Genomic DNA, 23,159 nt, shown 5'->3' on the forward strand with positions numbered 1-23,159 from the left:
AGCAAGCATCTAGCTTTTAGCCAACTATATACCTAAGTCATGATAACACTTTCAAGAGTTGGCAAGGACATAATTATGTACCCCTATCTCTTGATATTTTTCCATAATTTTTGTAAAGCAGATATGGCTATAGGGACGTACAAAAGTACGTCCCTACTAAGATGATCTGTCCTTGCTTTAATTTGCACATATTTTTGTGTTGACAGTTGACTGTTAACTGTCAACTTCTCATTAAAATAAGTTTGTGTGGCAAATCATTCCAAGACAGTGAATCTTGGACAATTTCCTGACGAAAATCTAACCAACCTTGCTCATTGCATAAAGCCAACAAATCATGAATTATTGTGTACCAAAGCAGAGGTGTATCAGCACGTCCCTGAGCAAGAAACTGAGCAGCTTGTGTGAGAAAAGTAGTGATATCTTGCTCCACAAACGCGTGTTTGATGGAAAACCAAGCATAGGAACGTGAGTAGCGAGATTTGTCAGAGTGAACTGGTAACTGTAAATAATCTGCCGCAATTGTTAACAAATTAGCTGCTTGATTGCGGTCTTTATCTGCCAAAATTAGGGCAACTTCACTGGTAATTTGGGCAAACATAGCAGAGACAAACTCAGGCGGCTGGCGTGCTATGCGTTCAAAACCCCAAGGATGGGGAGTAGGTAAAGTCTGCAATTGTCCATCAAGATAGGCAAGAAGTTGAGCAGCAAGTGCGATCGCTCCTGTAAAATTTAATTGTCGTGCTTCTGTCCGCACCAAATTATGTAACAGTTGGATACGCTGCATCAGGAGAATATCATAACCATATTCTTCCTCTAAAACCGCACTTAATCTTAAAGCCTCTTCAGTGCGACTGTAAACTTGGTCAAAATCCTGATGACAATAATCGAGATAGGCTGCTGATTGCTCTAAAAATGACTGATGTAATAGCTTGGACTCCCGCGACAGTGTAGCCATTTGCAAAGGCTTACGCGCTTCCTCAAATAACTGCGCGGCTGTTGTTAGTTGGCGGTGGCGAGCCGCTACCATCCCTTGACTACGAGCATTACTATAGCGACGCAGTAATAATTGTTCTTGTAATGGTAAACGTTTCGCCATCAAAGCTTCTAGTTTTTCGCTAAATAAATCACCACTACCTGTGGGTAAATCCATAGTTGCAGTACACCCCTGGCGATAACTTTCTGTGATTTGTGTTAGGAGTTGACTGGAAGTATCAAGCATAAACTAAAGCCTCCTGGTTAGCTTCTGCTTCTTCAATCCGAGATAACGCATAGGTAAGTAATAAACGTTGCTCAATGTTATGTTTAGCACTGGGGCATGGTTCAATACCTTCTAACCAACTCTTTGGACAAGAACCACCGCAAACAGGTAACATAGGGCAAGTAGAACAGGGGTATGAACCTTGACGCACTTTATCATTAAAACTAGCTAAACGTTCCCTGTTACCAGGCATCTGTTTACCTGATAAATGATCAATGGCATATTCATTAGGTGTGCCGTATGTAGGGACATAAGATACTTCTGTACAATTAAAAATATTGCCATAGGCATCAACTAATTCCGAATGGGGCATTACAGCCATACAAACTAGAGGTTTGCGCTCTGGTAATAACCCAACATTGAAACCTAACTCAACCATTTCCCCAAACCAAGTTATTTCCCAATTAGCAAATTCTTCTTTAGATAGGGAACGAGTATGAGCATCATTGCCCCAAGAATGAATTGGTGCTACATAAAAACTAATCTTGTCTTGTATCTCTACCTCAGCTAACTTTTGTAGTAACAAAGAGACAGATTCATAATTTTGATAGTCAACATTACAACGAATATTAATTTGCACATCCAAATCTTGTCGATGAGCTAGGGCTGTAACATTAGCAAAAATTTTATCAAAAGTAGGTAAGCCATTTTTCTGCATCCGTCGAGCATCATGATATTCACCTACACCATCAAGAGTAATTTCAATAGAATTTACGCCTAATTCTTGAACAATTTCTGTTGCTACTTGATGTGTTAGAGCTAAACCGTTGGTGACAATTTTTGCATGATAACTACAACCAAAACTGGCTGCAAGAGACTGTAGTTTTGGCGTGAGAGTTCTCATCACTGGCAACCCTACCAAAGGTTCTGCACCAAACCAACTAATTGAGAGACTACGAAAGTTCTTGCTTGCGAGTTTTTTAGCAGCCCGTTCTATAAATTTTTGCTGCTCATCTTCAGTCATCATTTTGCTAGTATGTTCTTGACCGCAGTAATGACAACCTAGTTGACAAAAAGCTGTCGGTTGAATGACTAAATATAAATTATCGTCATCAATTGCCAAAGCATTATTATAATCTAAAATAGTCTGTAATTCGTTTTCTTCTTCAGGTACAATTAATTCAATATCAACGAGATCAAACAAAATATCTTGAGGTAATTGGTCAAAATCACCACTGGCTAAAATGTGCCAACTATGCTCATCAATAATTCTGACATCCGATGTTCGGCTAGAAAAAATAACCCGCTTTGTTTGTTGTTCAAGTTCATCAAAAAATGGTTGTGTAACTACATGATAATGTGAAAGTTTCATATTTATAATCTCCCTGTAAAATAGACAAGAAAAAATAGTAAAATAAGTTGCTAGTTATCAATTGAAGGATTGGTAATAGGTGATGGATAATAGGTAATAATTTCGACTCAATTACCAGTTACCAATTACCAAATCCAGAAACCATATCTACATAACTAGCAACTTGAGCAATTACTTACGGATTTGATCCTTAAAGATAGCTGGATTGGTAACTCTGCGTCCGTTATCAAGTAGGCGGCCACTGCAAGCTCCATCACAAACACCGTTATGTGCTGCTGCTCCACCAGGTTTTATAGTTCCTGGAAGTCTCTGTATAGAAGGAGTTAAATTATTAACTACTCCTGGACGAACTTTGACAGAATCAGTACTTAAATTAGCGCGGTTCAGTAAATTATCAACAGCACCAGGTTGGGGAGTTTGAGCATTAACGGCTGGATTTAAAGCTGCAATGCTTGTCATTGCAATCATGCTGAAAATGAACTTGATTTTGCTGGATTTTTGAGTAGACATGACAGATATCCCTATAGAAAGAAGTGAATAAACAGATGTTGAATTGAGTGATAACTACTGAAAAACTGAGATTTTTGTTTTCAGGTTTCACCCTTCACTTACTCATAGGTTGGGGTTTATTTGTTTATGCAGTTTTTTCAAAAAAAATTTTGGCTGTGGTGAATTTATTGCTGAAAATCCTTACCCGCAGGGCATTTGACTATAAATCATTCATGAGCCAACACTGGTAAAATTCCTGATAAGTCAGATTTTCGGCACAGTACCACAGCACTTTGTAACAATCTCGGTGTGATTCCAACTCGTTTTCCCTTGCTGTGGGAAAAAAGCAATCTTTCAGGTAGAAAATTACTTGTGGTAACTGTGCATCAATGAGGATTTCTTTTAAATTGTCTGCTGTGCGTTTGCGTAGCGATTCGCGTTGGGTTGACTTGAGCAATTGTAGTAAGGTGGTCAAGGCAATTTTATTACCTGGGTCAAGTTGTGCTAGTTTGTAGGCTCTACGTCTTTTGGTGTCTTCATCCTCACACGAGGAGATACCACGGATTAAGGCTGTGATTTTTTCAGGTACAGGGTAAAGTACCTTTTGTTTTTGTTGTCGTTTACCTTGCCATTTATGTGTAATTTCTTCACCGCGTAAAGTTACTAGATTCTCGGTGGCTTGGCGGCCTTGGGAGGAATCTGTGGCTGATTGGGCAATTTTTTCTAATGTGGTAATAGCTGTGGTGTTGAGGGAATCAAGTTTGCCTAAACTATAAGCAGCCTTACGACGAGTAGATTCATTGTGAGTAGTTGCGATAATTTGCAGCAATGCAGTCATAGCCGTGGGATTTTCTGCATCGACTCTGCCTAAACTATAGGCAGCTTGCCAACGAATAGTCTCATGCCGAGCTATTTTAACAATATTTTCCAAAGAAGCGATCGCAATCTTGTTTCCAGGGTCGAAAATCTTACCTAAACTATAGGCTGCATTCCAACTATCAAACTCATTGTCACAGGACGTGATAAATTGCTCTAAGCAGGCGATCGCTTTTAGGCGATCTGTTTTGAGTAAAGCTATCCGCGCACCTTCTACAATGGGTGATGGATATCTGCACCATTTTTGCTTTTGTGAATCAAAGTAGCCAAAACGCCACTTAATTAACTGCTGAATCATCGTCTCAGCTTGTTGACAATTGGTAAATTCAGCAATTCCCTGGGCTGCCAAAAAATAAGCTTGATAATTATAGAATCCCCCGCAGCCATCCTTAAACTGAATCAGTGCGTTAATCAACGCCTCTTTTTCTACTTGTGGTACATCATCCCTACCCAGCCACAATAGTATTACCTCTCGCCATTGCGGCTCAAAAATCCGGTAACTGCTTTCCCCTGAAAACAGATAATCCCCTCCTACTCTCCAATCTGTAATAGCCTGAGCCGCAAAATATTCTTGAAATGTGGGATGGTAAAAAGCATAAACTTTTTCCCCTTGAGTTTCGGAAATACCTACTTGATTCAACCAACCTAACTGGAGTGCTAGTTGGAACAGTTCATCTTCGGGAGCGCCTAAAACTTGGCAGACAAAACGATGTCTGAGGCGAAACTTTGTTTGTTCTTGAGCGATTGCCAACAGCGCTAATTTTCCCAACGCTCGGTTTAACTCCTGTCGCTGAGTGGAAGTAGTAGGGAAAATGTCTTGTTTCCACTCATAAATTGCTTCCACAAACTGCTGATAAAGCATCGCCTTACTATGAGGTAATTCTCCCTGAGTGATGCCCCAAATCCGACACAACAACGCCAAGCGTAAGGGATTTTTTACCGTATCTTTGACGCGCCGCCTTTCTGGTTGCTTTAACTCATGTTGCAGTTTTTCGCCTAAAGCTGGATTGTACTGAAACCATCGACAAATAAATTGCCCTAACCACTCCTGTGTTTGATCCTGGCCGTAGGTAAAATGTAGATTGCAGTAAGTGTCAAAGTTTTCTAAAGCATTCTTACCCCCATCCCAAACATTCAGCCGACAGGTAAGAATAATTGTGGCATCTCCTACCCAGCTTTTCAGGAAACTAGCAATTTTCGCCAAGGCGCTGGTAGATTCAATGGCCATTTCATCCACCGCATCCAGCAGTAACCAAACTCTTCCTTGGTTGAACTGTTCACAAAATGCGTCTTCAAGTTCTGGTGAAACCCTAAGTTTACGCATAGCTGAAGGTAGCCAGTCTTGAATTAAATACTGTTCCAGCGTTTTACCTTGTAAATCTGCTAGGGAAATCCAAACTGGTAAATCTGCGGTATTATCTAACACCCAAGCAGCAATTCTTTGCAAGAAAGTAGTTTTCCCTGCGCCTGGTTCACCAACAATGGCAATTCGCTGACTTTGCTTTTTTCCTAGTACCTGTTGAATAAATTCATTATGGTCAAAGGTTTGAGTAATATCCAAGTCCTCTGGTTCATATAAACGCGAACCCTCTTGGGGAGTGACATCATCACGACGACGTAAACGCTGTTTTCGCTGCACTAAGCCCAAAGGTACGTAAACCTGATTCAATTCAAAAGTGACACCATCTGCACTGGTAAGGGGATTGGTTGTCAGGCGGTTGTTGAGGTTGGCGCGGCATAGTTCTTGCCAATTTAGCTGGGGAGTGGGGGGATTTGCTTGTTTATCCGCTTTTGCTGCTGTGACTTCCTTGGATTTTTCTGGACGGCGACTTTCCCAGTGGGAATCAAATTTTTGTAAGTTGGCTGCTATATCTTGGTGTTTGTACCAAAGATTGAGGGTGAAGTGCCAAGTTTCGGAACCACTGCGAGATGGGCGATTGTCTTCTAATATTTCTAAGAAATCTGCAAACCGTTTTAAGGCTTCTTTGATTTGTTCAGATGTTAACTCATCTGATGTTAACCCCGTTAAAGCCTGCAAAAATCTGACTTTAGTTCTGACAACTAGGCGAGTTTCACTTTGCCAGCGAGTTTGTATTTGGGGACGCAGAGCATCTAAAGCCGCTTCATCGCAGCCTAGCTCATCATTAGCATAAGCTAATAGTACCTGTAATAAATGCCGCGATCGCTTTTTTGCCTCTGGGCCATAACTCGCTCTTGCCATTATCGTAGCTGCATACTCAACAAAGTTCGGGGATTCCCCCAAGTTTAGCAACTTCCCCTAAGCATCTAAACTCGATTGCACAAGCATTTCCGGTTGCACCTTCACAATTAGCTTCAGGGAAGTTTCCCAGAATATTCTGATTTTATCCGAAGCACACGACTAAGCACTTGAATATATATCCATGTAGGTATTATTAATTCATATGTTAAAACTCACTTATACCGAAAATAGCGTTAGTTTAGATTATCTCGACGTACCTTTAGAAAATTGGGTAAATCAAAGAGTAAATTTGGCTCTTAGCACTGGCACAAATATCTACATGGAACCCAGCACGGCGGCTTTTCTATTACCTATCGAATCATCCCCCTTAGCTGTTTTAGAGAAGTTAGCCCAAGCCAACTTGATAGATTTTTGTCCTTGTGATCCCTCATACTTTGAAGTTACTCTCCAAGGTATATACATAACGTCAACTGAAAACAGCGAAACAGGGGTCTTCGTCACAGATTTGATTTCATCTGTAGAATTATTACTCCAACAATTATCTCAAAGGCAGCAACTCTGCCACGCTTAGTAATTCAGTCTTGCTGTTCGCGGGACTCTGGTATGACTTCCGAACCCAGTCTGTGAAACTGTCCTAGCTAGTCGTGTCGCCTTTCCCCGAACAGCACCCATAACAATTCAAAATACCCTACGGGAAGCGCAAGCGCTACAAAATTCAAAATTTTTTAGCTTAAGTCTTAATGTTCGCGGGACTTTGGTATGACTTCCGTTCCAACCTTTTAAGTTGTCTAACCTAGTCGTACCGTTCTTTCCCCGAACTTGATATAAAAGACTTCCAGATAAAAAAATATCCAAATTTTAGGGTGCGTCAGTATGAATAATTTCTTGGTACAGCTAGGTTTTTTCACACTGACGCACCCTACTAACTACTACAAGCTTCCACTAATTTTCTTTAATTTTGTAGCTTTAGCTTCCCGTAGGGTATTTTGAATTTTGAATTGGAGCGAAGCGACGTGACTAACCTCAATACAAACCGCGTTGAACAGGTAGCGCGAGAAGATTTAGTAATGTTTATTAATGCTTGTCTTGCTTGCACTGGACAAAAAGAATTTTATGATGATGCCTATGGTCAACGAGTATCAATTGACTTTTTACACGATTATATTCTGGGTAATTACCGTTTACTTTATGCCCGGACTTTAGCCGCAGGTATCAACCATTTCAACCAAGCCCAAATTATCTTAAAATTACTGGCGACAGGAAAAGACACAATCCCCGAACATCGCCAAGAAGAAGGCGCACTGATTGCTCATGCACTCAACGCCTTACCTCCACAACGAGCTTGGGGCGTTTTACAACAGTTAAGACAACGTAAAATTAATAATAGACGAAGTAGAGCGATCGCCCGCGATTATTTAAGTATGCGGCGTGATATGAGTTTTGATGCTGTTAAGTATCGCGCAAAAGTGAGAGCGATCGCTACCCACGCCCACCTGAAACTACAAGGTGAATTGGGTACTTTCCTTTTCCACAACTGGAAGCAAAAGTCTTACTCCACTGAGTTATTTGAACAGTTTCGCCAAGCACATTACAGCGCCGAAGCCATTTACAATTTGCCTTTTACCATCGCCGAAGGATTTGCAGTTAAACACAAAGTCCCCCGCGATGTCTTCTTATCCCGGATTCAACAGCAAATGACTTTAGGCGAAAAGCTGCGTTTGCAAGGTGCGGCGGAACGTAACGAAACTGATATCAATATAGATTTTGGTCGTCTTCCCTTAACCAAGTTGGCGTTATATATCTTGTCTTTACCTTGGGATATACGACAACAACAAAGAGATATTTTACATCAAGCCTTAGAGCGATCGGCACATCTAGCGTTAAAAAAAGCGCCCTTAAAACTAGGAAAGGTTGCAGCCGTCTTGGATTGCAGTTATTCCAGTTCCGGCTCTAGTGAAAAGCGCCGCCGTCCCTTGGGTATAGCTATGGCTGCACACTACTTATTACAAGCCGCCGCGCAAGAATATCAAGCTTTTTGGACAGTACCCGTAGAAGATTCACTGCAAGTAAACGCCCGTGGACAAACAGACTTAGCCACACCACTGTTAGCCGCTTTGGGAACAGGAGCCGAGTTAATCATAATTATTTCCGACGGTTGCGAAAATGACCCACCCAATGGAGCTGCTGAAGTCCTACGCATCTACCGGACTAAATTAGATCCCAGAGGGCAAACTTCTATCATTCATTGCAACCCTGTATTCAACTCCGATGACTTTTCCCTACGCACCCTCAGCCCAGCCGTCCCTACCGTAGGACTAAGAGACGCAGAAGATTTACCAACGATGCTCAACTTTGCTCGTTTTGCTGAAGGTTCTGCACCTTTATCAGAACTAGAAACATATCTAGCACAACGAGTAGAGCAATTTTTAACAGCATCTTCTTTAACTGGCACATCTTTTCGTGTTGGCTGTTGACGGTTGACTGTTAACCGTTAACAGTCAACCGTCAACTGTTAACAAATCATACAAATGACTATGTATTTTAAAAGCGTAATCGCTGAATAAAAATTGCTATGTCAAAAACTAAAAGTTTATTAACAGATATATCACTCAAAGGATTGGAAATTGCGCCTTCTCAAATACGTGGTGCAGTACGTATTGTGCCATTGTTGCGGCGAGAAGTGCGGGGTGATTTGCGTTTGCTGCGTCGTTCTTACGATGAAGATATTGCGGTGGTTTCCCTGGAGGGTCAAATAAGCAAACCGGGGATGAAATACTTCTCTTATGTCCCTCATGGCTTAGTCATGTCTTGGAGTGATGACGGTAGTCCAGTAGCCAGCTTTGGCGGACAGATGCTCAAGCCTGAGGGTAAAAGTTTTAATTCCTGTTGTGCAAGTGTGCGGTTAATGCACCGCATGGCGAAACGAGAATCAAGGAATCAACTGAGATTTTTACCTTTGCACTTAGCAATGGAAGGTTTCCTTTCGCTGTTTTTTTCAGGCCCAGATATTGCTTGGAGTGAATATTCTAAGTATGCTTTGTCTCACGGACTGGGTTCACGCTACGAATCATCTTTTAGTGGGCGTTACATTGCTGGGTTAGAAGATGCTTTACGGGTGTTTGAGATTCACGAAAGACAAGTTGGTGTATTGGTATTTGTCGCTGAAGCTTTAGCCTCTGCTTTTGTCGTTCCCACACCTGAAGACTACCGCGCTCTGCACACCAGTCTTTTAGAAGACTTTTATGGTGAACTAATTTACGAGTACAGCTTGATGTATGGTGCAACTTTTCCAATGGCTACATCTGTAGATGATGCCCAGATTAATAGTTTGACAGATTTAAGTGGAGCGATCGCCCAAATGCGATCAGATTGGGCTACATTCCAAGGATTCATGGCGGAAGGATTGCTACAGCGCCAACTCCAATCCCAGAGAGTGTACACGGCTGGACAATTCCAACTGCAACGGTTCATTACTAATCTGCAACCTAAAGAAGAAAACCATATCGGTGAGGCGATTATTCGAGATAACGGAGAGTTAGAATATCTCAAAACTTACCGTCTATCAGCCGCCCAAACCCGTCGCGTGTACTTACTCAGCCAACTAGCCGAATATAACTGGAATATTGATGCTACAGCCAAAGCCTTGGGACACACCCGCGATGAACTAGTTTCTCGCCTCGAAGCTTCAGGTTTTGGTTATCTACTCAATCAACAAGTACGCGACGCAGCACGGAAAAAAGCGAAAAGGTGAAGGTGGGGAGGAATAGGAATAGACACTAGGATAAATGGGATGGGAATTTAATAAAGAAAGTGGACTCTATCACGCTGCAACTTGAAACCCAGTAAGGACTAGAGACTAGCGTTCAGAGGGGGAGCAGGGAACAGGATTGAGGAATAAGGACTGGGGACTGCCACTGAAACCCCAGTCCCGCAGGCAAGAAATACGACTACTAAAAACCGAGGTCATGCCCCGGCTTGTTAGGTCTGTGTCGTCTCGATTCAACAGCCGTCTGGTCCGCAGAAACTGTGTCCGTACAGTACCTCTGCGTCACAGATATAGATCATGCCCGCAAAATCGAGGAAAAACTTCACTGCGACCTGATCCGCAATATTCTCGGCCATATCTCGATCCGGGGTGAGCACCTCGAATTTTATATTCGCCTGGGTGTCAGAAACGTTGGGTTGTCCCGTCGAGCGCACGTTGCGACTGCCTTTACCGCCAGTTTCCAAAACCGTATAACCGGTTGCCCCGGATTCTTCGATGATATTGGCGATCTTTTTCAGCAGAATCTTTTCCGTGACGATGACGAGCTTTTTGGCTGGCTTGGCCATGTTAGTTACCTCCTTACCGTAATTGATCTTATATATTGAGTTGCTTGGTCTGCTGGGTCAAGGGAGGGTCGACAGAACGCGACCGTAACCCCTCTAGATTAGCGGCCGCCTATCGCCTGGGCGAGACCGAGGAAGAGCGGTATTGCCAAGCCAATGGCAATGGGTGTACCGATAGCTGTGGAGGCACCGATGTAGGCGGAGGGATTGGCCGACGGAATTCCGGCTCGCAACGTGGGTGGACCTGAGATGTCTGAACTGGAGGCGGCGATGACGGCCAGGATCACAACACCGCCCAGGCTGAATCCCGTGGCGTAGTGGGCAATCATGCCGAGACCGAAGGCGATGAACCCATGCACCAACGGTGCCACTACGCTATACACAACGTACCACTGGGCTACCTTCCGTAGTTCGCCAATCCTTGACCAAGCCTCCATACCCATAACCAGCATCAAGATCGAAAGCAAGCCTCGGAAGAGGGGGTCGTAGAAGCTTTTATAGACACTTTCCGGCTGGGTGAACAGGCCAAGAGCAATGCCGAGCAACATTGCCGATAGGGCAGGGCCCTGGAGGCTTTCCTTGACGATCGGCCATATTTTGACCCGATTATCAGCAGACTGCTGCTTGCGGAGATACTCTTGCCGACTGCTGGGATAATCCTGCTGATCGGGATACTCGCCTGCTGCAACACTCTGCTTGCTGAGATACTCGCCTGCTGCACTACGCTTCTTCTTGTTGAGATAAATGTTGGCCACCACAATCGCCGTTACGAGCGCGGGGATATCCATGAAGGGATAGAGTGCGGCTGCCCATGCCTCGTATTGGATTTTTTGTTCTTCCAGTAGCGTCAGGGCGGCAGCCATGGTAGAGCCACTCACAGCACCAAACAACCCCCCGGTCGCAATCGCATCTACGGTGTTGACCTTCGGCAGCTTGGCCAAGGTATAGCGCGCGATGAATACAACAAGAACCCCTACTGCTACAGCAGACGCTGCGGGTAACACCATCTCTGTCAGGTTGGAATTGCGGATCGCAATACCACCGGTCAGACCGATTTTGGTGAGCAACATGAAGACGATGATCTGACAAATCGCCTCTGGAATTATCAATTCGCTACCGAGAGCGGCAATGACCATACCACCAATCAAAAACCCAAGTGTTGGGGACTGCAACTGCTTAACGAAGTCCATTAAGAACAAGGAAAAAAAATCCATGAATACCTCCTTCTGCCTCCTCTAAAAAAGAGCGATTATTGTGATAAGTGAGCTTTAAGAAGTAAGGGTGCAACGCTTCAATCCTGCCGACAGGTGTTTCAAAGATGGCCGCTCTCCGAATGGGCCTGGAAGGTGTCGCTGTCCCACAGTAACTTCTATAGATCAATATTTATTAAGAGCCAAAATTCTATGTACTTAAGTCAGATCTTTAAATTCGCACAAATTTGCGATTGTTTTACATGGATATGCTAAGTAATTTCAAATTCAAATCATAAGTTTTCCTTTTATTTTCAGAAAATCCGTATATCTCTAGTCAGTGTAAATTGCGATTACAGAATTTTCTCTATACACGGATATTGCACCGAGGACGGTATGGGATCAGCCAAATCGGAAGAGTTGCGTGGACACCAATCTTCTAGCAATGACTGAGCTAATCAATCCTCATTTCAGGGGGAGCTGTTGACGGTTCATAAGTCGTGGATGGACTGTAACTGGCGAGGTTAAACCACCCCACCGCCAGTAGGAGACTGAACCCACAGCCCAACAAAAAAGTCCAGGCGTGAGACGACTCGAGTACGCAGAGCAGGCGGCGATCGCTGCTATATACCTGCACTAGCCAGCCTTCGCTGGTGTTGTCAAATCTTGTCCGCAGTTTAGTTGAGTCAAACTTGTTCATTGTGTATGCTCCATGCTGATCGAATGTTTGTGGCGGTGGCGGGTACTTGCACGCTACGATGGAAACACCTGTCAGAAATTCACCTGTGAATGGAGAATATCTCAAGGAGAGAAACTGGGTCGCTCAAACCTGATATTGATGTCGAATAGAAGACAGACATCTATGCTTTCGCTTTGAACGATATTTTTAACTTTATATAAGCGCATCAAAAAATCGGGCAAGAAATTCACGTTGTAATTCCTCCTTGATTCAGATATTAGGGGTTAAAACAATTCAAAATTGCAATCACTTAGAGCCTGATACCCAGAATTAATTCAAGATAAATCTTCTTCTTAGTTTTGCATTTTGCATTTTGAATTTAAAAAAGATCAGAACGGCAGGTATGTGCCTAAGTTTATCTGAAAATTAGCGATCGCTTTACATGGATCTACTAAGTAATTTCAAATTCAAATCATAAGTTTTTCTTTTATTTTCAAAAAACCTGTATATCCCTGGTCAATGTAAATTGTGATCACAGAGTTTTCTCTATACGTTCTCAAAACCCCAGCAATTCTCATTTTGGCAAGAAGCTGTTCAAGCACTGAGAATCTCGGTATTGTGATGATATTTGAGAGATCCAAAAGAGCTAGAGCGTTTGCAAGAACGGGGTTTGTTCGTGTCAGAGCGATCGCCATAGTGCCATGATTACTGCTGAAGTAGTTATAATTAATGACACTATCTTGCAATTAATAAGGGAAGTAGTCAGTAACTATCAAAGTATGAGGGATCACAAAGACAAAAATCTATCAAGTTGGCTTGGGCTAACTTCTCTAAAACAGTAGTTAAAGGTAGGTTGGGTGGAGGTGCATGAATTAATTTGTGGTAATGTTATCAATCTTCCGCACCGTAACCCAACACCTAAACGTCATATTGGTCGAATCATTTATCAATAAATTTAGGGCGTTTTTTATTAATTCTGTGAGGTGCAGTTTCAAAATGACGAAAGACTATATGAGCGGGTATTTGCAGAATCTTGGTTATATTTCTATCGTAACCGGGATAGATTTAGTAATTTGCAAATTGTGATCATTTACCCATCCCGCAGTTTAGAACAAACTGATATTAGTCCTTACCTGAGTCAAATTAATAGCCCACAGGTGCATCGAATATATTTAGATGAGTTGGGAGATATTCGCCAATTACCTGTATGGGTTGCATTGATGATGTTGACTACAATTGATGAAGAACAAGCAACTGAAGAAGCTAGGTATTTATTAACCAGGAGTCAGCAGGAAACTCTGCAACCAGAAAATCGCGCCATAATAGAGTTAATCACAACAATAATGGTGTACAAGTTTGAAGATAAGAGTCAACGGGAGGTAGAACAGATGTTGGGAATTACACTACAAGAAACGCGGGTTTATCGGGAAATTAAGGAAGAAGGAATAAAAGAAGGAGAACAACGAGGACGAGAACAAGGACGAGAACAAGGACGGGAAGAAGGAGAAAAATCCCTCGTTTTGCGTCTATTATCCCGTAGAGTAGGGAAATTGCCGCACAAAGTACGATCGCGTATCGAATCCCTTCCCTTAGAACAATTGGAAAATCTGGGAGAAGCTTTGCTTGATTTTACCAGCATGGCTGATTTAGATGCTTGGTTGTCGGGATTGGATGGTAATTCTTAAAAAGCGATACCTGCGGTAAGCTGCGCTAACGCACTTCGAGGTAGTTACTAGGTGATCGCTAACACTAAGCTGTACGCTAACGCACATTTATTCCTAACCTATTTACAGTAGTTGGTACTTTATTCGTTTGCTTGTTGGGTTTCGCTGCGTTTCACCCAACCTACAAGATATGCGATCGCACTAATTTAATTGGAGATAATAATTGTGGGGGTCTGGACGGACAGGAAAATCCCTGTGATTTTTGGTGGGGGCAGGTAAAATATTATGCAACGCTTGCGATGTCACGGGTAGGTCGTGGTTTGGATTCGGTCAAAGAGTTTCTCAGTACTCTCACTCCTGACGAGCGTTGGGGGGTGCTGGTAGTCTTTGAGGAAGTACAGCCTGTGATGTTTGACCAATTGGTGGCAATCTTTTAAAGTGAGTTAACGCTAAATCAGTAGTAACATTACGCCGTGTGCAACTTTCTCTCAAACCTAACCCCCAACCCCTTCCCTGCGAGGGAAGGGGAGCAAGATTCAAAGCCTCTCTCCGCTTCGGGGAGAGGTTTGGAGAGGGGTTTCAAAAATAAGTTGCACATCGCGTTAACATTCGTAATGTTTACGATTATGGTAATCGATCACCAGCAATTCTCATAATAAGAATTATTATCACTATCATTAGCGTCTAGATATACTCTGCCCCATGCCTTTATCCACTTTTCTTGGTCTTGCGATTGCTATTTGGGACATTCTGGGCAGAATCCATGCAGCCAATCTCCTCTCTGGCGCTTTTGAGCCTACCGCTCGATGCTTCAAACTCCCAAAAAGTAGCTTGGCTCAATTGTGTTAACATTAACCAAGAAAAGATGCAGAAATGGGCAGAAAATGCTCCCATGAATGATCTACATAAATTTCATCTAGTCGAGGCAGAAAAAGCACGAGTCTTAGGGCAATTTTTTGAGGCTGAAGAGTTTTACGAGCGAGCGATCGCAGGTGCTGCTGAAAATGAGTTTATCCAGGAAGAAGCATTAGCCTATGAATTAGCGGCTAAACATTATTTGGCGCGAGGTCGGTCAAAAATTGCCCAAACCTACATGAAAGAGGCGCACTATTGCTACGATCGCTGGGGCGCAACCGCTAAAGTTAAAGATTTAGAAAAACGCTATCCACAACTCCTCAACACCAACCTAGTTCGGCAATCACATTCAATCGTGACCGATGAAACGATCCGTCATCCGACTGCGGCGATAGATTTGGCTGCGGCGATGAAAGCGGCTCAAGCCATCTCAGAAATGATCCATCTCGATCAATTAACTGCAACGTTGATGCAGGTGGTGATAGAAAATGCAGGAGCCGAAACTGGCGCTCTGGTTCTCCTGGAAGATGATCGGCTCACTGTTGTGGCTCAGTGCAGTGGGAGTAGACAGTGTAACCTGGAAAAGATCGCTGTTGCTGGCTGTGCAACAATTCCTGTTTCCGTCATTCACTCGGTAGAACGCACTCAAGAAACTCTGGTGTTTGATGATGCAGTCAGCAAATTGTCTTTTTCAACTGATCCTTATATTCAACATCAACAAACGCGATCGCTCCTGTGTATGCCCATTCTCAAGCAAAATCAGCTGATTGGCATACTTTACCTGGAGAACAATCTTAGTACCGGAGTGTTTACTAGCGATCGCGTGCAAGTCCTTAAACTGTTGATTGCTCAGGCAGCAATTTCACTGGAGAATACTCGGTTATATGAACGGTTATCGGATTATTCCGAAACACTGGAAAGGAAGGTAGAAGAGCAAACTCAAGCCTTGCAGCAGGAGATCGCGGAACGCCGACAAACTGAAGCCGCATTGAGACAAAGTGAAGCAAATTATCGCAACCTGCTACAAACCGCAAATTCCGTTATCATTCGCTATGATCCGCAAGGACGGATTCACTACATTAACGATTATGGGGTAAAGCTTCTTGGCTATGAAGAACATCAGATTTTAGGGCGAACCTTATTTGAAACAATCATTCCAGACATCGAAATCTCTGGACGCGATGTCAAACCCTTTGTCCATGATTTACTTCGTAATCCTCAATCGTACCCGCAAGGCGAGGGTGAAAACCTGTGTCGAGACGGTCGGCGAGTTTGGGTTGCTTGGTCAAATCAAGCTATCTTCAATGAACAGGGAGATGTCGTTGAAATCTTATCGGTTGGCAATGACACCACCCAGCGTAGACAAGCAGAAGAGGCATTACAACGCAGTGAAGCCAAGTTCCGAGCTATCTTTGAAAACTCGCAGGTTGGCATCTACCGAACCCGCACCTGTGATGGATTAATTCTCAATGCCAATCAACGCTTTGCCGATCTGTTTGGCTTTGATTCACCCCAAGAAATTATTGGGATTGAACACACTATAGGCTATTGGGTCAATCCCAGCGATCGCCAACAAGGCATTGAGGTGATGAAGCGGGATGGGGAAGTGCGAAGCTATGAAGCACAGATGCGAAAACGAGATGGGACAGTGTTTTGGGGACTTTTCTCTTCTTATCTGAATGCAGGCGATGACTACATCGAAGGGGTGATTGCAGATATTAGCGATGTCTACGACGAGCTCCGCTTACGCAAACAGGCAGAAGTAGCATTGCAAGCCTCTGAAGCAGAGCTACGGTCGCTCTTTTCAGCCATTCCCGATCCGCTATGTGTTGTTACTGCCCAAGGGCGAGTGATCGAAACAGTCGCAGGGAATCCGAGGCAGTTGTATAGTTCAGTTGAGGAGAAGGTTGGTAAAACACTGCATCAGATTTTTGAAGAAGAACAAGCCGATAAATTTATGGGTTATATTCAGCAGGTGCTGAGAACCCAACAAGTACTTACCGTTGAATACAGCCTACAGATAGATGGGCGAGAAACTTGGTTTTCGGCGCGTATTGCACCGATTCGGCACGAACAGGTGATTTGGATAGCGCGAGATATTACGCTGCAAAAGCGAGCAGAAGCAGCCTCAATTCTGGAAGAGCGTAACCGTATGGCACGCGAAATTCACGACACACTCGCTCAGGCGTTTACAGGCATTCTGGCTCAGGTGGGAGCGGCAAAACAGGTGCTAACGGATGATTTAGAAGCAACTGAGTCACACCTAGACCTGATCAAAGAATTGGCGCGAACTGGACTGGTTGAAGCGCGGAGATCGGTAGTAGCACTCCGTCCTCAGCTTTTGGAGGAAGGCAGTCTACAGAGCGCTCTACATCGTCTCGTCGCTCAACTTAGAACTGCCGCAATAGATACGACTTTATATTATGAGATTGAGGGTGCAGTATATTCTCTGCCGACTGAAATCGAGAGTAACCTACTGCGGATGGGGCAGGAAGCCTTAACCAATGCGATTAGACACGCCAATGCTGACGAAATCCGAGTAGAACTAGTCTACGATCGCGATCGATTCTGCTTGCGCGTGAGAGACAATGGACAGGGCTTTGGAGTTGGCAGTATTCCAGCCTCTGAGGGTTTTGGCTTATTAGGCATGAGCGAACGGGCAGAGCGCATCGGCGCACAACTCACGATTAGGAGTCAACCTGGACAAGGAACAGAGATTGTTGTTACCGTCAATTGGGAGTAGCATCACGATGAGCCAAGCCATAACCATTCGGGTTCTGATTGCAGACGATCATGCTATTTTTCGGCAAGGATTAGCCACGATTATTAACCGTGACCCAGAGATGCAGGTGGTTGCCCAGGCTGAAAATGGGGAACAAGTGATCGCTCTCTTTGAGGAACATCAACCAGATGTCACGCTGATGGATCTGCGAATGCCGGAAGTGGAAGGCGTTGCCGCCATCAGTGCAATTTGTGCTACTGCTAAATCTGCTCGGATTATTGTACTGACCACGTATGATAGTGACGAAGATATTTATCGGGGATTGCAGGCAGGCGCAAAAGGATATCTGTTGAAAGAAACTGAACCTGACGAGCTTCTGAATGCTATTCGTACCGTTCATCGGGGTCATAAGTATATTCCGCCTGATGTAGGAGCAAAGTTGGTACAGCGCCTCAGCAATCCAGAACTGAGTGAAAGAGAACTAGAAGTACTCCGCTCACTGGCGCAGGGAATGAGCAATGCCGATATTGCAGATGCTTTGAGTATTGGTGAAGGCACTGTCAAATCTCATGTCAATCGGATTTTGAATAAATTGGATGTTAGCGATCGCACCCAAGCTGTAATTGTTGCCGTTAAACGCGGCATTGTTAATTTATAGGATGTACTTTCGATAGAATTGGGATTCTAACTTGAGTTATAACTAGCCTTCTACTCCACGATGGCATGGTTGCTCTATCAATTTATACTGTAAAAATTTTAACTTGCTATAGAAGACAGCTTGAAGGCGATCGCCTATATTGAATCTATGCAAATAGAAGTGCATCCAATCAGGCAAATCATGCTCCTTGAGAGCGGTAAGAGGCTGTCTCTAAAGAAATGTAAAGGGGACGGAAGCGGGCGATCGCAAACGCTCAAATCCTTAGTTTAAGCGAATTACTGGAATGACACCAAAGCGGGTTCGTTAATTCCACAAGAATCTGACAAATCATTGTAAGAATTTGAAAGAAGTCGAGCCTTGGAACTCAATACACTTTAAATAAATAGAACTAGGAGAATCCAATCATGGTCAAACAGCAATCTGTAGACGAACAAGCAAATGGAAAGGCAACTAGCAACCTGACACCAGCCCAGAAGTTTTTGCAAGAACTCTGGGATGAGCATCTGCGGCTTGAGTTTGACGCTCACAACACTGAAGATACCCTCGCCACGATGGTTGAGGATGCTTACGTTAACGGCATTCCGGTAATGATTGGGGGAGTAGGGAAACCGGCACTGCCCGTTGTAGGAGTTGACAGTGCGCGCAAGGTGCTTGATCCGAGCTTGCCCTCAAACGCACTGATCGATCGTGCCAGCGATCGCAACTAAGTGCAGGAGCCAGCAAATATCAATGCCAAAACCCGCCATTTTGCAACCAGGATCGTACTCATCCTAGTTGTAGGAAGCGCTTCTTATCGCTAGTTAGATGTTAGCGATGCCTACGGCAACGTCAAGGACGAACGCACCCAAGCTGTAATTGTTGCCGTTAAACGCGGCATTGTTAATTTATAGGATGTACTTTCGATAGAATTGGGATTCTAACTTGAGTTAGAACCAGCCTTCTACTCCACGATGGCATGGTTGCTCTATCAATTTATACTGTAAAAATTTTAACTCGCTATAGAAGACAGCTTGAAGGCAATTTCCTATATTGAATGTATGCAAATAGAGATGCAGTCAATGGATTGAGCAAGTCAATTGCAAAGTTCCATACTTACTGCAAACGTAAAAAAATGAACGATGATCGCAGCTACAGTTCCTTACTTGTACCCCCTTCAACTCAAGATTGGATGCAAGGTGTGCTGAGTGCCAAGGTCGTGCTGGTGATGTATGGAGACTATCAATGCTCTAGAAGTGCGGACGTTTACAGGATGATTCAAGGAATCAAACAAGAGCTGAGTGCTTCTTTTGGAGAAGATTATTTATGCTTTATCTTCCGTCATTTTCCGCAAACACAGATTCATCCTCATGCTCAACGAGCCGCCGAAGTCGCTGAAGCCGCCGCTGCCCAAGGACAGTTTTGGCCAATGCACGATACTTTATTTGTTTATCAACAGAAGTTAGAGAACGGTTATCTTGTAGAGTACGCCAATGATTTGGGGCTTGATATTCCTCAGTTTCTCAAAAACTTGTCTAAACAAGTATATGTCGATCGCATCCACGAAGATATCGAAAGTGGAATACACAGTGGAGTAACAACTGCCCCAGTCCTATTTATCAATACCATTCGATATACCGCACGCTGGAAAATGACAGAGTTGATGACAGCCATTGTTGCAGCAAGTCACTAAGCTCTATTTATATCTGACTTGTTTGTGAGTGCTAGTCGGCGATCGCGCATTTGCTCGCTAGTTTTTGCCTGTTTTGTTGAATTTAAACGCCTCACTGGAATGACCGCAAAACAGGTTGGCTAACTTCCAAGTACTACATATATGTACGAGTACAGGAGACAAAGATGAAAATTAAAGCAATCAAAAGACATCAGGGAATCGGAACAGAAGTGAAAGACGCGACTTACGTCGAGGCTGCTGGGTGGGGTAAGTATCGGTGGTGGCGGTATGTTCTGGGGCTGATAATCATCCTCTTTGCCTGGATGGTCGTTGCCAACTTCGCCAGTGCGCTCGTCGCGCTTGCGCTCGGCGGCAAAGAGGGTGTCGCGGCTTTCGGTCGGCTAGATTATGCCGCATTCGGTCGGGTAGGGGGCTTTGTCGTGAGCATGGCAGGTTTTCCGGTGTTCCTCGCAGGAATCCTCATCGCCGTCACCCTCATCCACCAGCGTCATCCCCGAACGCTCATCACGGCGCGGGAGCAGATCAGTTGGACTCGCGTCGGTCACGGCTTTGTAGCTGGGTTTGTGCCGTGGGTGCTGCTAGCCGGACTAGGGCAGTACCTCCTCTACCCCGATAGCTTCTCCTTCAACTCCGACCTCAAGACGTTCGCGCTCTTCGTGCCGATCGCGCTGGTCATCACTGCGATCCAGACGACCACTGAGGAGCTTTTCTTTCGCGGGTACATCGTGCAGGGCGCAAGCCTGATCTGGTCGAATCGGGTGTTTCTGGCGATCGTCTCGGCTGTGATCTTCACGCTGCCGCACGCCACTAATCCAGAGTCACAGGAGGGCGGCTGGATCGGGATGTTCCTCGGACTCTTCGTCGGCACGGGTCTGCTGTTTGCGATCGTTTCATTGATCGACGGCACTACCGAGCTTGCGATCGGCGCACATTTCGCTAACAACATCGCGTACTTTCTTTTGTTCAACTGGTCTGGAAGCTTCTTCACTACGCCAGCCCTGTTCAGCGTTAGTGAGTACCATGCAAGATTCTACGACATCACCTCTCTCGTGCTGATTCCCATTTTCCTGGTGATTGTTTTCCGGGTGTTCAAACGCGATGAGGCATCCGAACCCGTTTCCCAAAATCATCTGAAGGGTCGTCGGTAATCTCGTTAATTTAATTACTTACAAGGAACAATCGCCATGTCAACTGATGAGAACAAAGTTATTGCGATTACTGGAGCTAGTAGCGGTATTGGTGAAGCAACTGCTAGATTGCTGGCTCGCCAGGGTTTACGGGTTATGTTAGGGGCGCGGCGTACCGATCGATTGGAAGCGATCGCTGCCGAAATTCGCTCTAAAGGTGGCGAAGCAGAATACCGCACCCTTGATGTCACCAACCTCGAAGATATGCAAGCCTTTGTCGAGTTTGCCCAAGATAAATTTGGTCGCCTTGATGTTGTGGTGAACAATGCGGGCTTGATGCCGCTTTCCAGGCTAGAGGTGCTGAAGATCGATGAATGGAACCGCATGATTGATGTGAACATTCGCGGTGTGCTTCATGGGATTGCTGCTGCACTACCCCTCTTTAAGCAGCAACGATCAGGGCAGTTTGTCAATCTATCCTCGATTGGCGGGCATAACGTCTATCCAACCGCAGCCGTGTACTGCGCCACTAAGTTTGCAGTTTGGGCGATTTCCGAGGGACTGCGGCAAGAATCGACGGACATCCGGGTTACGGTGATTTCGCCTGGAGTGACGGAAACTGAACTTGCCAGCACGATCACGGATGCTGAAGCAGCAGAATGGGTGGAGGGATTTCGTGAGGCAGTGATTCCGGCAGATGCGATCGCGCGTGCGATTGCCTTTGCGATCGAGCAACCCGTAGAGGTAGATGTGAATGAAATCATTGTTCGACCGATTGGACAAATGAGCTAAATTTCGGAAGTCGAGGGAACACCTGGAGAACGTTATGCACCTCGACATATGAGCAGTGTGAATCAGTAAACGCATTCACGTCGTTTTCAACCTGCCCGCAATCCCAGCAATCATAGCTGCTGGCATGAGCTAATAGGACAGAGCATCTGGAGATTAAACCAATGGCAATTCTGAAACAATTTGGAATTTTATTTGTATTGGGCAGTGTGGGAATTGTGATGTTTACGATCACGTCTATTCCTTTAATCGAGCAACAGTTAGCGAAACTGTCTCCAGAAACACTGGGAAAAGTGCCTCCATTATGGATTTTAATGCCTCTGCAAGGACTACAGTATTCAATTCTACTGGCAATCAGCATTCTGATCGGAATTGGCTGTGCCTATCGCGTTGGATTACGCTCACATTTGATTGACTACTGGGTACTTCATACCCCTAAAATTCCATATTCTGTCATTGAGATGAAATGGAGCTTGGGTGTGGGTGCAGCGACAACAATCACTGTCCTGTTGCTTGATCGGTTCATGAAACCTGCTCTACCTGAAGCGCTACAGGCATCCAGTCATACAGAACCGAATTGGCTGAGTTCACTTACAGCAATGCTTTATGGCGGCATCACTGAGGAAATTTTGATGCGATGGGGCTTAATGTCGCTGCTTGTTTGGATCGCGTGGAAATGGCTAAAACAAGGCGTTACGTTGCCAAGTCAAGGGATTTACCAGGGTGCGATCTTTCTAGCCGCTTTGGTATTTGGACTACTACACCTGCCAGCGACTACTGCAATCGTTCCCCTCACTCCAGTTGTGATTATTCGGGCGTTGTTACTGAATGGAATTGCGGGGACTGCGTTTGGCTGGCTCTTTTGGCAATATTCGCTAGAAGCTGCAATGTTAGCCCATATCAGCTTTCATGCTTTTGCTTTTGTTCTTAGCGGTTTACTGGCAAGGTTGGCTTAAGTTTTGGAATAGATATCGTAGGGCTGGCACTGCCCACAAAGCTTTACCGTGAAAGGTTTTAAAAATGGTGGGCGATGCCCACTACTTGAATTGATGCTCAAATTTACAGTTTTCAGGTGGTAAATCAAATGATTCAGTGCAAAGATTTTGCGCCTCGGATTACTGAGCGGGGGCCCTTCGGCGGAGCTTCCGATTACGAATCCTTCTCTGATGTTGTTAGTACTGTAAATCAGTGGATCGAAAGTACAACGATACAGGTAATCAATGTTGAAACCGTTGTTTTACCCGATCGGATTGAAGGCACAAGTGATGATGTCTACGGAGTGACGACTAGTAATGCTTTCCACCCAGTGATGATCAGTCAG

The 23,159-nt window shown here is 44.5% G+C and carries 17 protein-coding genes and 1 pseudogene; 12 read left to right on the forward strand and 6 right to left on the reverse strand.

Annotated elements, in window-relative coordinates:
• Nucleotides 1-220: 220 nt before the first annotated feature.
• From ACN222_RS10600 to ACN222_RS10615, 4 genes are all read right to left on the reverse strand, one after another.
• A complete protein-coding gene (locus ACN222_RS10600; protein WP_044521243.1) occupies nucleotides 221-1,219 on the reverse strand; it encodes a hypothetical protein in 999 nt (332 codons plus the stop codon).
• On the reverse strand, nucleotides 1,212-2,570 hold the full coding sequence (locus ACN222_RS10605) for a radical SAM/SPASM domain-containing protein (protein WP_010996285.1): 1,359 nt from the start codon (nucleotides 2,568-2,570) through the stop codon (nucleotides 1,212-1,214). The genes ACN222_RS10600 and ACN222_RS10605 overlap by 8 nt, the downstream gene beginning before the upstream one ends.
• Nucleotides 2,571-2,741: 171 nt before the next feature.
• The gene (locus ACN222_RS10610; protein ID WP_010996286.1) at nucleotides 2,742-3,080 is read right to left on the reverse strand and encodes a hypothetical protein; all 339 of its coding nucleotides are present in this window, start codon (nucleotides 3,078-3,080) and stop codon (nucleotides 2,742-2,744) included.
• A 199-nt stretch (nucleotides 3,081-3,279) separates the two neighbouring features.
• Nucleotides 3,280-6,156 (reverse strand): NACHT domain-containing protein, encoded by a 2,877-nt coding sequence (locus tag ACN222_RS10615; RefSeq protein ID WP_010996287.1) that lies wholly within the window; start codon nucleotides 6,154-6,156, stop codon nucleotides 3,280-3,282.
• Nucleotides 6,157-6,358: 202 nt separating this feature from the next.
• Here ACN222_RS10615 and ACN222_RS10620 point away from each other — a divergent pair, with 202 nt between their 5' ends.
• The 3 genes from ACN222_RS10620 to ACN222_RS10630 all read left to right on the forward strand — a co-directional run bounded on the left by ACN222_RS10620 (nucleotide 6,359) and on the right by ACN222_RS10630 (nucleotide 9,907).
• Nucleotides 6,359-6,727, forward strand: a complete 369-nt coding sequence (locus ACN222_RS10620) for an alr0857 family protein (RefSeq protein WP_010996288.1) — start codon at nucleotides 6,359-6,361, stop codon at nucleotides 6,725-6,727.
• A 442-nt stretch (nucleotides 6,728-7,169) separates the two neighbouring features.
• Complete coding sequence (locus ACN222_RS10625) at nucleotides 7,170-8,630, forward strand: hypothetical protein (RefSeq protein WP_010996289.1); 1,461 nt, start codon at nucleotides 7,170-7,172, stop codon at nucleotides 8,628-8,630.
• 98 nt (nucleotides 8,631-8,728) lie between these two features.
• Nucleotides 8,729-9,907 (forward strand): ARPP-2 domain-containing protein, encoded by a 1,179-nt coding sequence (locus ACN222_RS10630; protein ID WP_010996290.1) that lies wholly within the window; start codon nucleotides 8,729-8,731, stop codon nucleotides 9,905-9,907.
• Nucleotides 9,908-10,155: 248 nt separating this feature from the next.
• Here ACN222_RS10630 and ACN222_RS10635 read toward each other — a convergent pair whose 3' ends face one another.
• Together ACN222_RS10635 and ACN222_RS10640 are read right to left on the reverse strand one after the other, a co-directional pair.
• Nucleotides 10,156-10,488, reverse strand: coding sequence for a P-II family nitrogen regulator (locus tag ACN222_RS10635; protein WP_010996291.1), 333 nt, complete (start codon nucleotides 10,486-10,488; stop codon nucleotides 10,156-10,158).
• A gap of 98 nt (nucleotides 10,489-10,586) precedes the next feature.
• Nucleotides 10,587-11,699, reverse strand: a complete 1,113-nt coding sequence (locus tag ACN222_RS10640) for a sodium-dependent bicarbonate transport family permease (protein ID WP_010996292.1) — start codon at nucleotides 11,697-11,699, stop codon at nucleotides 10,587-10,589.
• A 1,629-nt stretch (nucleotides 11,700-13,328) separates the two neighbouring features.
• On the opposite strand from ACN222_RS10640, the pseudogene ACN222_RS10645 reads away from it, so the two are divergent.
• The 9 genes and pseudogenes from ACN222_RS10645 to ACN222_RS10685 all read left to right on the forward strand — a co-directional run.
• A pseudogene (locus ACN222_RS10645) lies at nucleotides 13,329-14,039 on the forward strand (DUF2887 domain-containing protein); the annotation flags it as partial.
• A gap of 134 nt (nucleotides 14,040-14,173) precedes the next feature.
• The gene (locus ACN222_RS10650; RefSeq protein WP_231865529.1) at nucleotides 14,174-14,455 is read left to right on the forward strand and encodes a hypothetical protein; all 282 of its coding nucleotides are present in this window, start codon (nucleotides 14,174-14,176) and stop codon (nucleotides 14,453-14,455) included.
• 656 nt (nucleotides 14,456-15,111) lie between these two features.
• The gene (locus tag ACN222_RS10655; protein WP_416365178.1) at nucleotides 15,112-17,616 is read left to right on the forward strand and encodes a PAS domain S-box protein; all 2,505 of its coding nucleotides are present in this window, start codon (nucleotides 15,112-15,114) and stop codon (nucleotides 17,614-17,616) included.
• A gap of 7 nt (nucleotides 17,617-17,623) precedes the next feature.
• On the forward strand, nucleotides 17,624-18,253 hold the full coding sequence (locus tag ACN222_RS10660) for a response regulator (RefSeq protein WP_010996296.1): 630 nt from the start codon (nucleotides 17,624-17,626) through the stop codon (nucleotides 18,251-18,253).
• 404 nt (nucleotides 18,254-18,657) lie between these two features.
• Nucleotides 18,658-18,960 (forward strand): hypothetical protein, encoded by a 303-nt coding sequence (locus ACN222_RS10665; protein WP_010996297.1) that lies wholly within the window; start codon nucleotides 18,658-18,660, stop codon nucleotides 18,958-18,960.
• Between the two features lie 404 nt (nucleotides 18,961-19,364).
• Entirely contained in the window at nucleotides 19,365-19,922 is a 558-nt protein-coding gene (locus ACN222_RS10670; protein ID WP_010996298.1) for a DsbA family protein, read from the forward strand.
• A gap of 164 nt (nucleotides 19,923-20,086) precedes the next feature.
• Nucleotides 20,087-21,070 carry a CPBP family intramembrane glutamic endopeptidase gene (locus tag ACN222_RS10675; protein WP_010996299.1) on the forward strand — a complete coding sequence of 328 codons (984 nt, stop codon included), beginning with the start codon at nucleotides 20,087-20,089 and terminating at the stop codon, nucleotides 21,068-21,070.
• 36 nt (nucleotides 21,071-21,106) lie between these two features.
• Complete coding sequence (locus ACN222_RS10680; protein WP_010996300.1) at nucleotides 21,107-21,841, forward strand: SDR family oxidoreductase; 735 nt, start codon at nucleotides 21,107-21,109, stop codon at nucleotides 21,839-21,841.
• A gap of 161 nt (nucleotides 21,842-22,002) precedes the next feature.
• Complete coding sequence (locus ACN222_RS10685; RefSeq protein WP_010996301.1) at nucleotides 22,003-22,794, forward strand: CPBP family intramembrane glutamic endopeptidase; 792 nt, start codon at nucleotides 22,003-22,005, stop codon at nucleotides 22,792-22,794.
• The last annotated feature ends 365 nt before the right edge of the window (nucleotides 22,795-23,159 follow it).

The organism is Anabaena sp. FACHB-595 (assembly GCF_048568275.1).
Lineage (GTDB): Bacteria > Cyanobacteriota > Cyanobacteriia > Cyanobacteriales > Nostocaceae > Trichormus.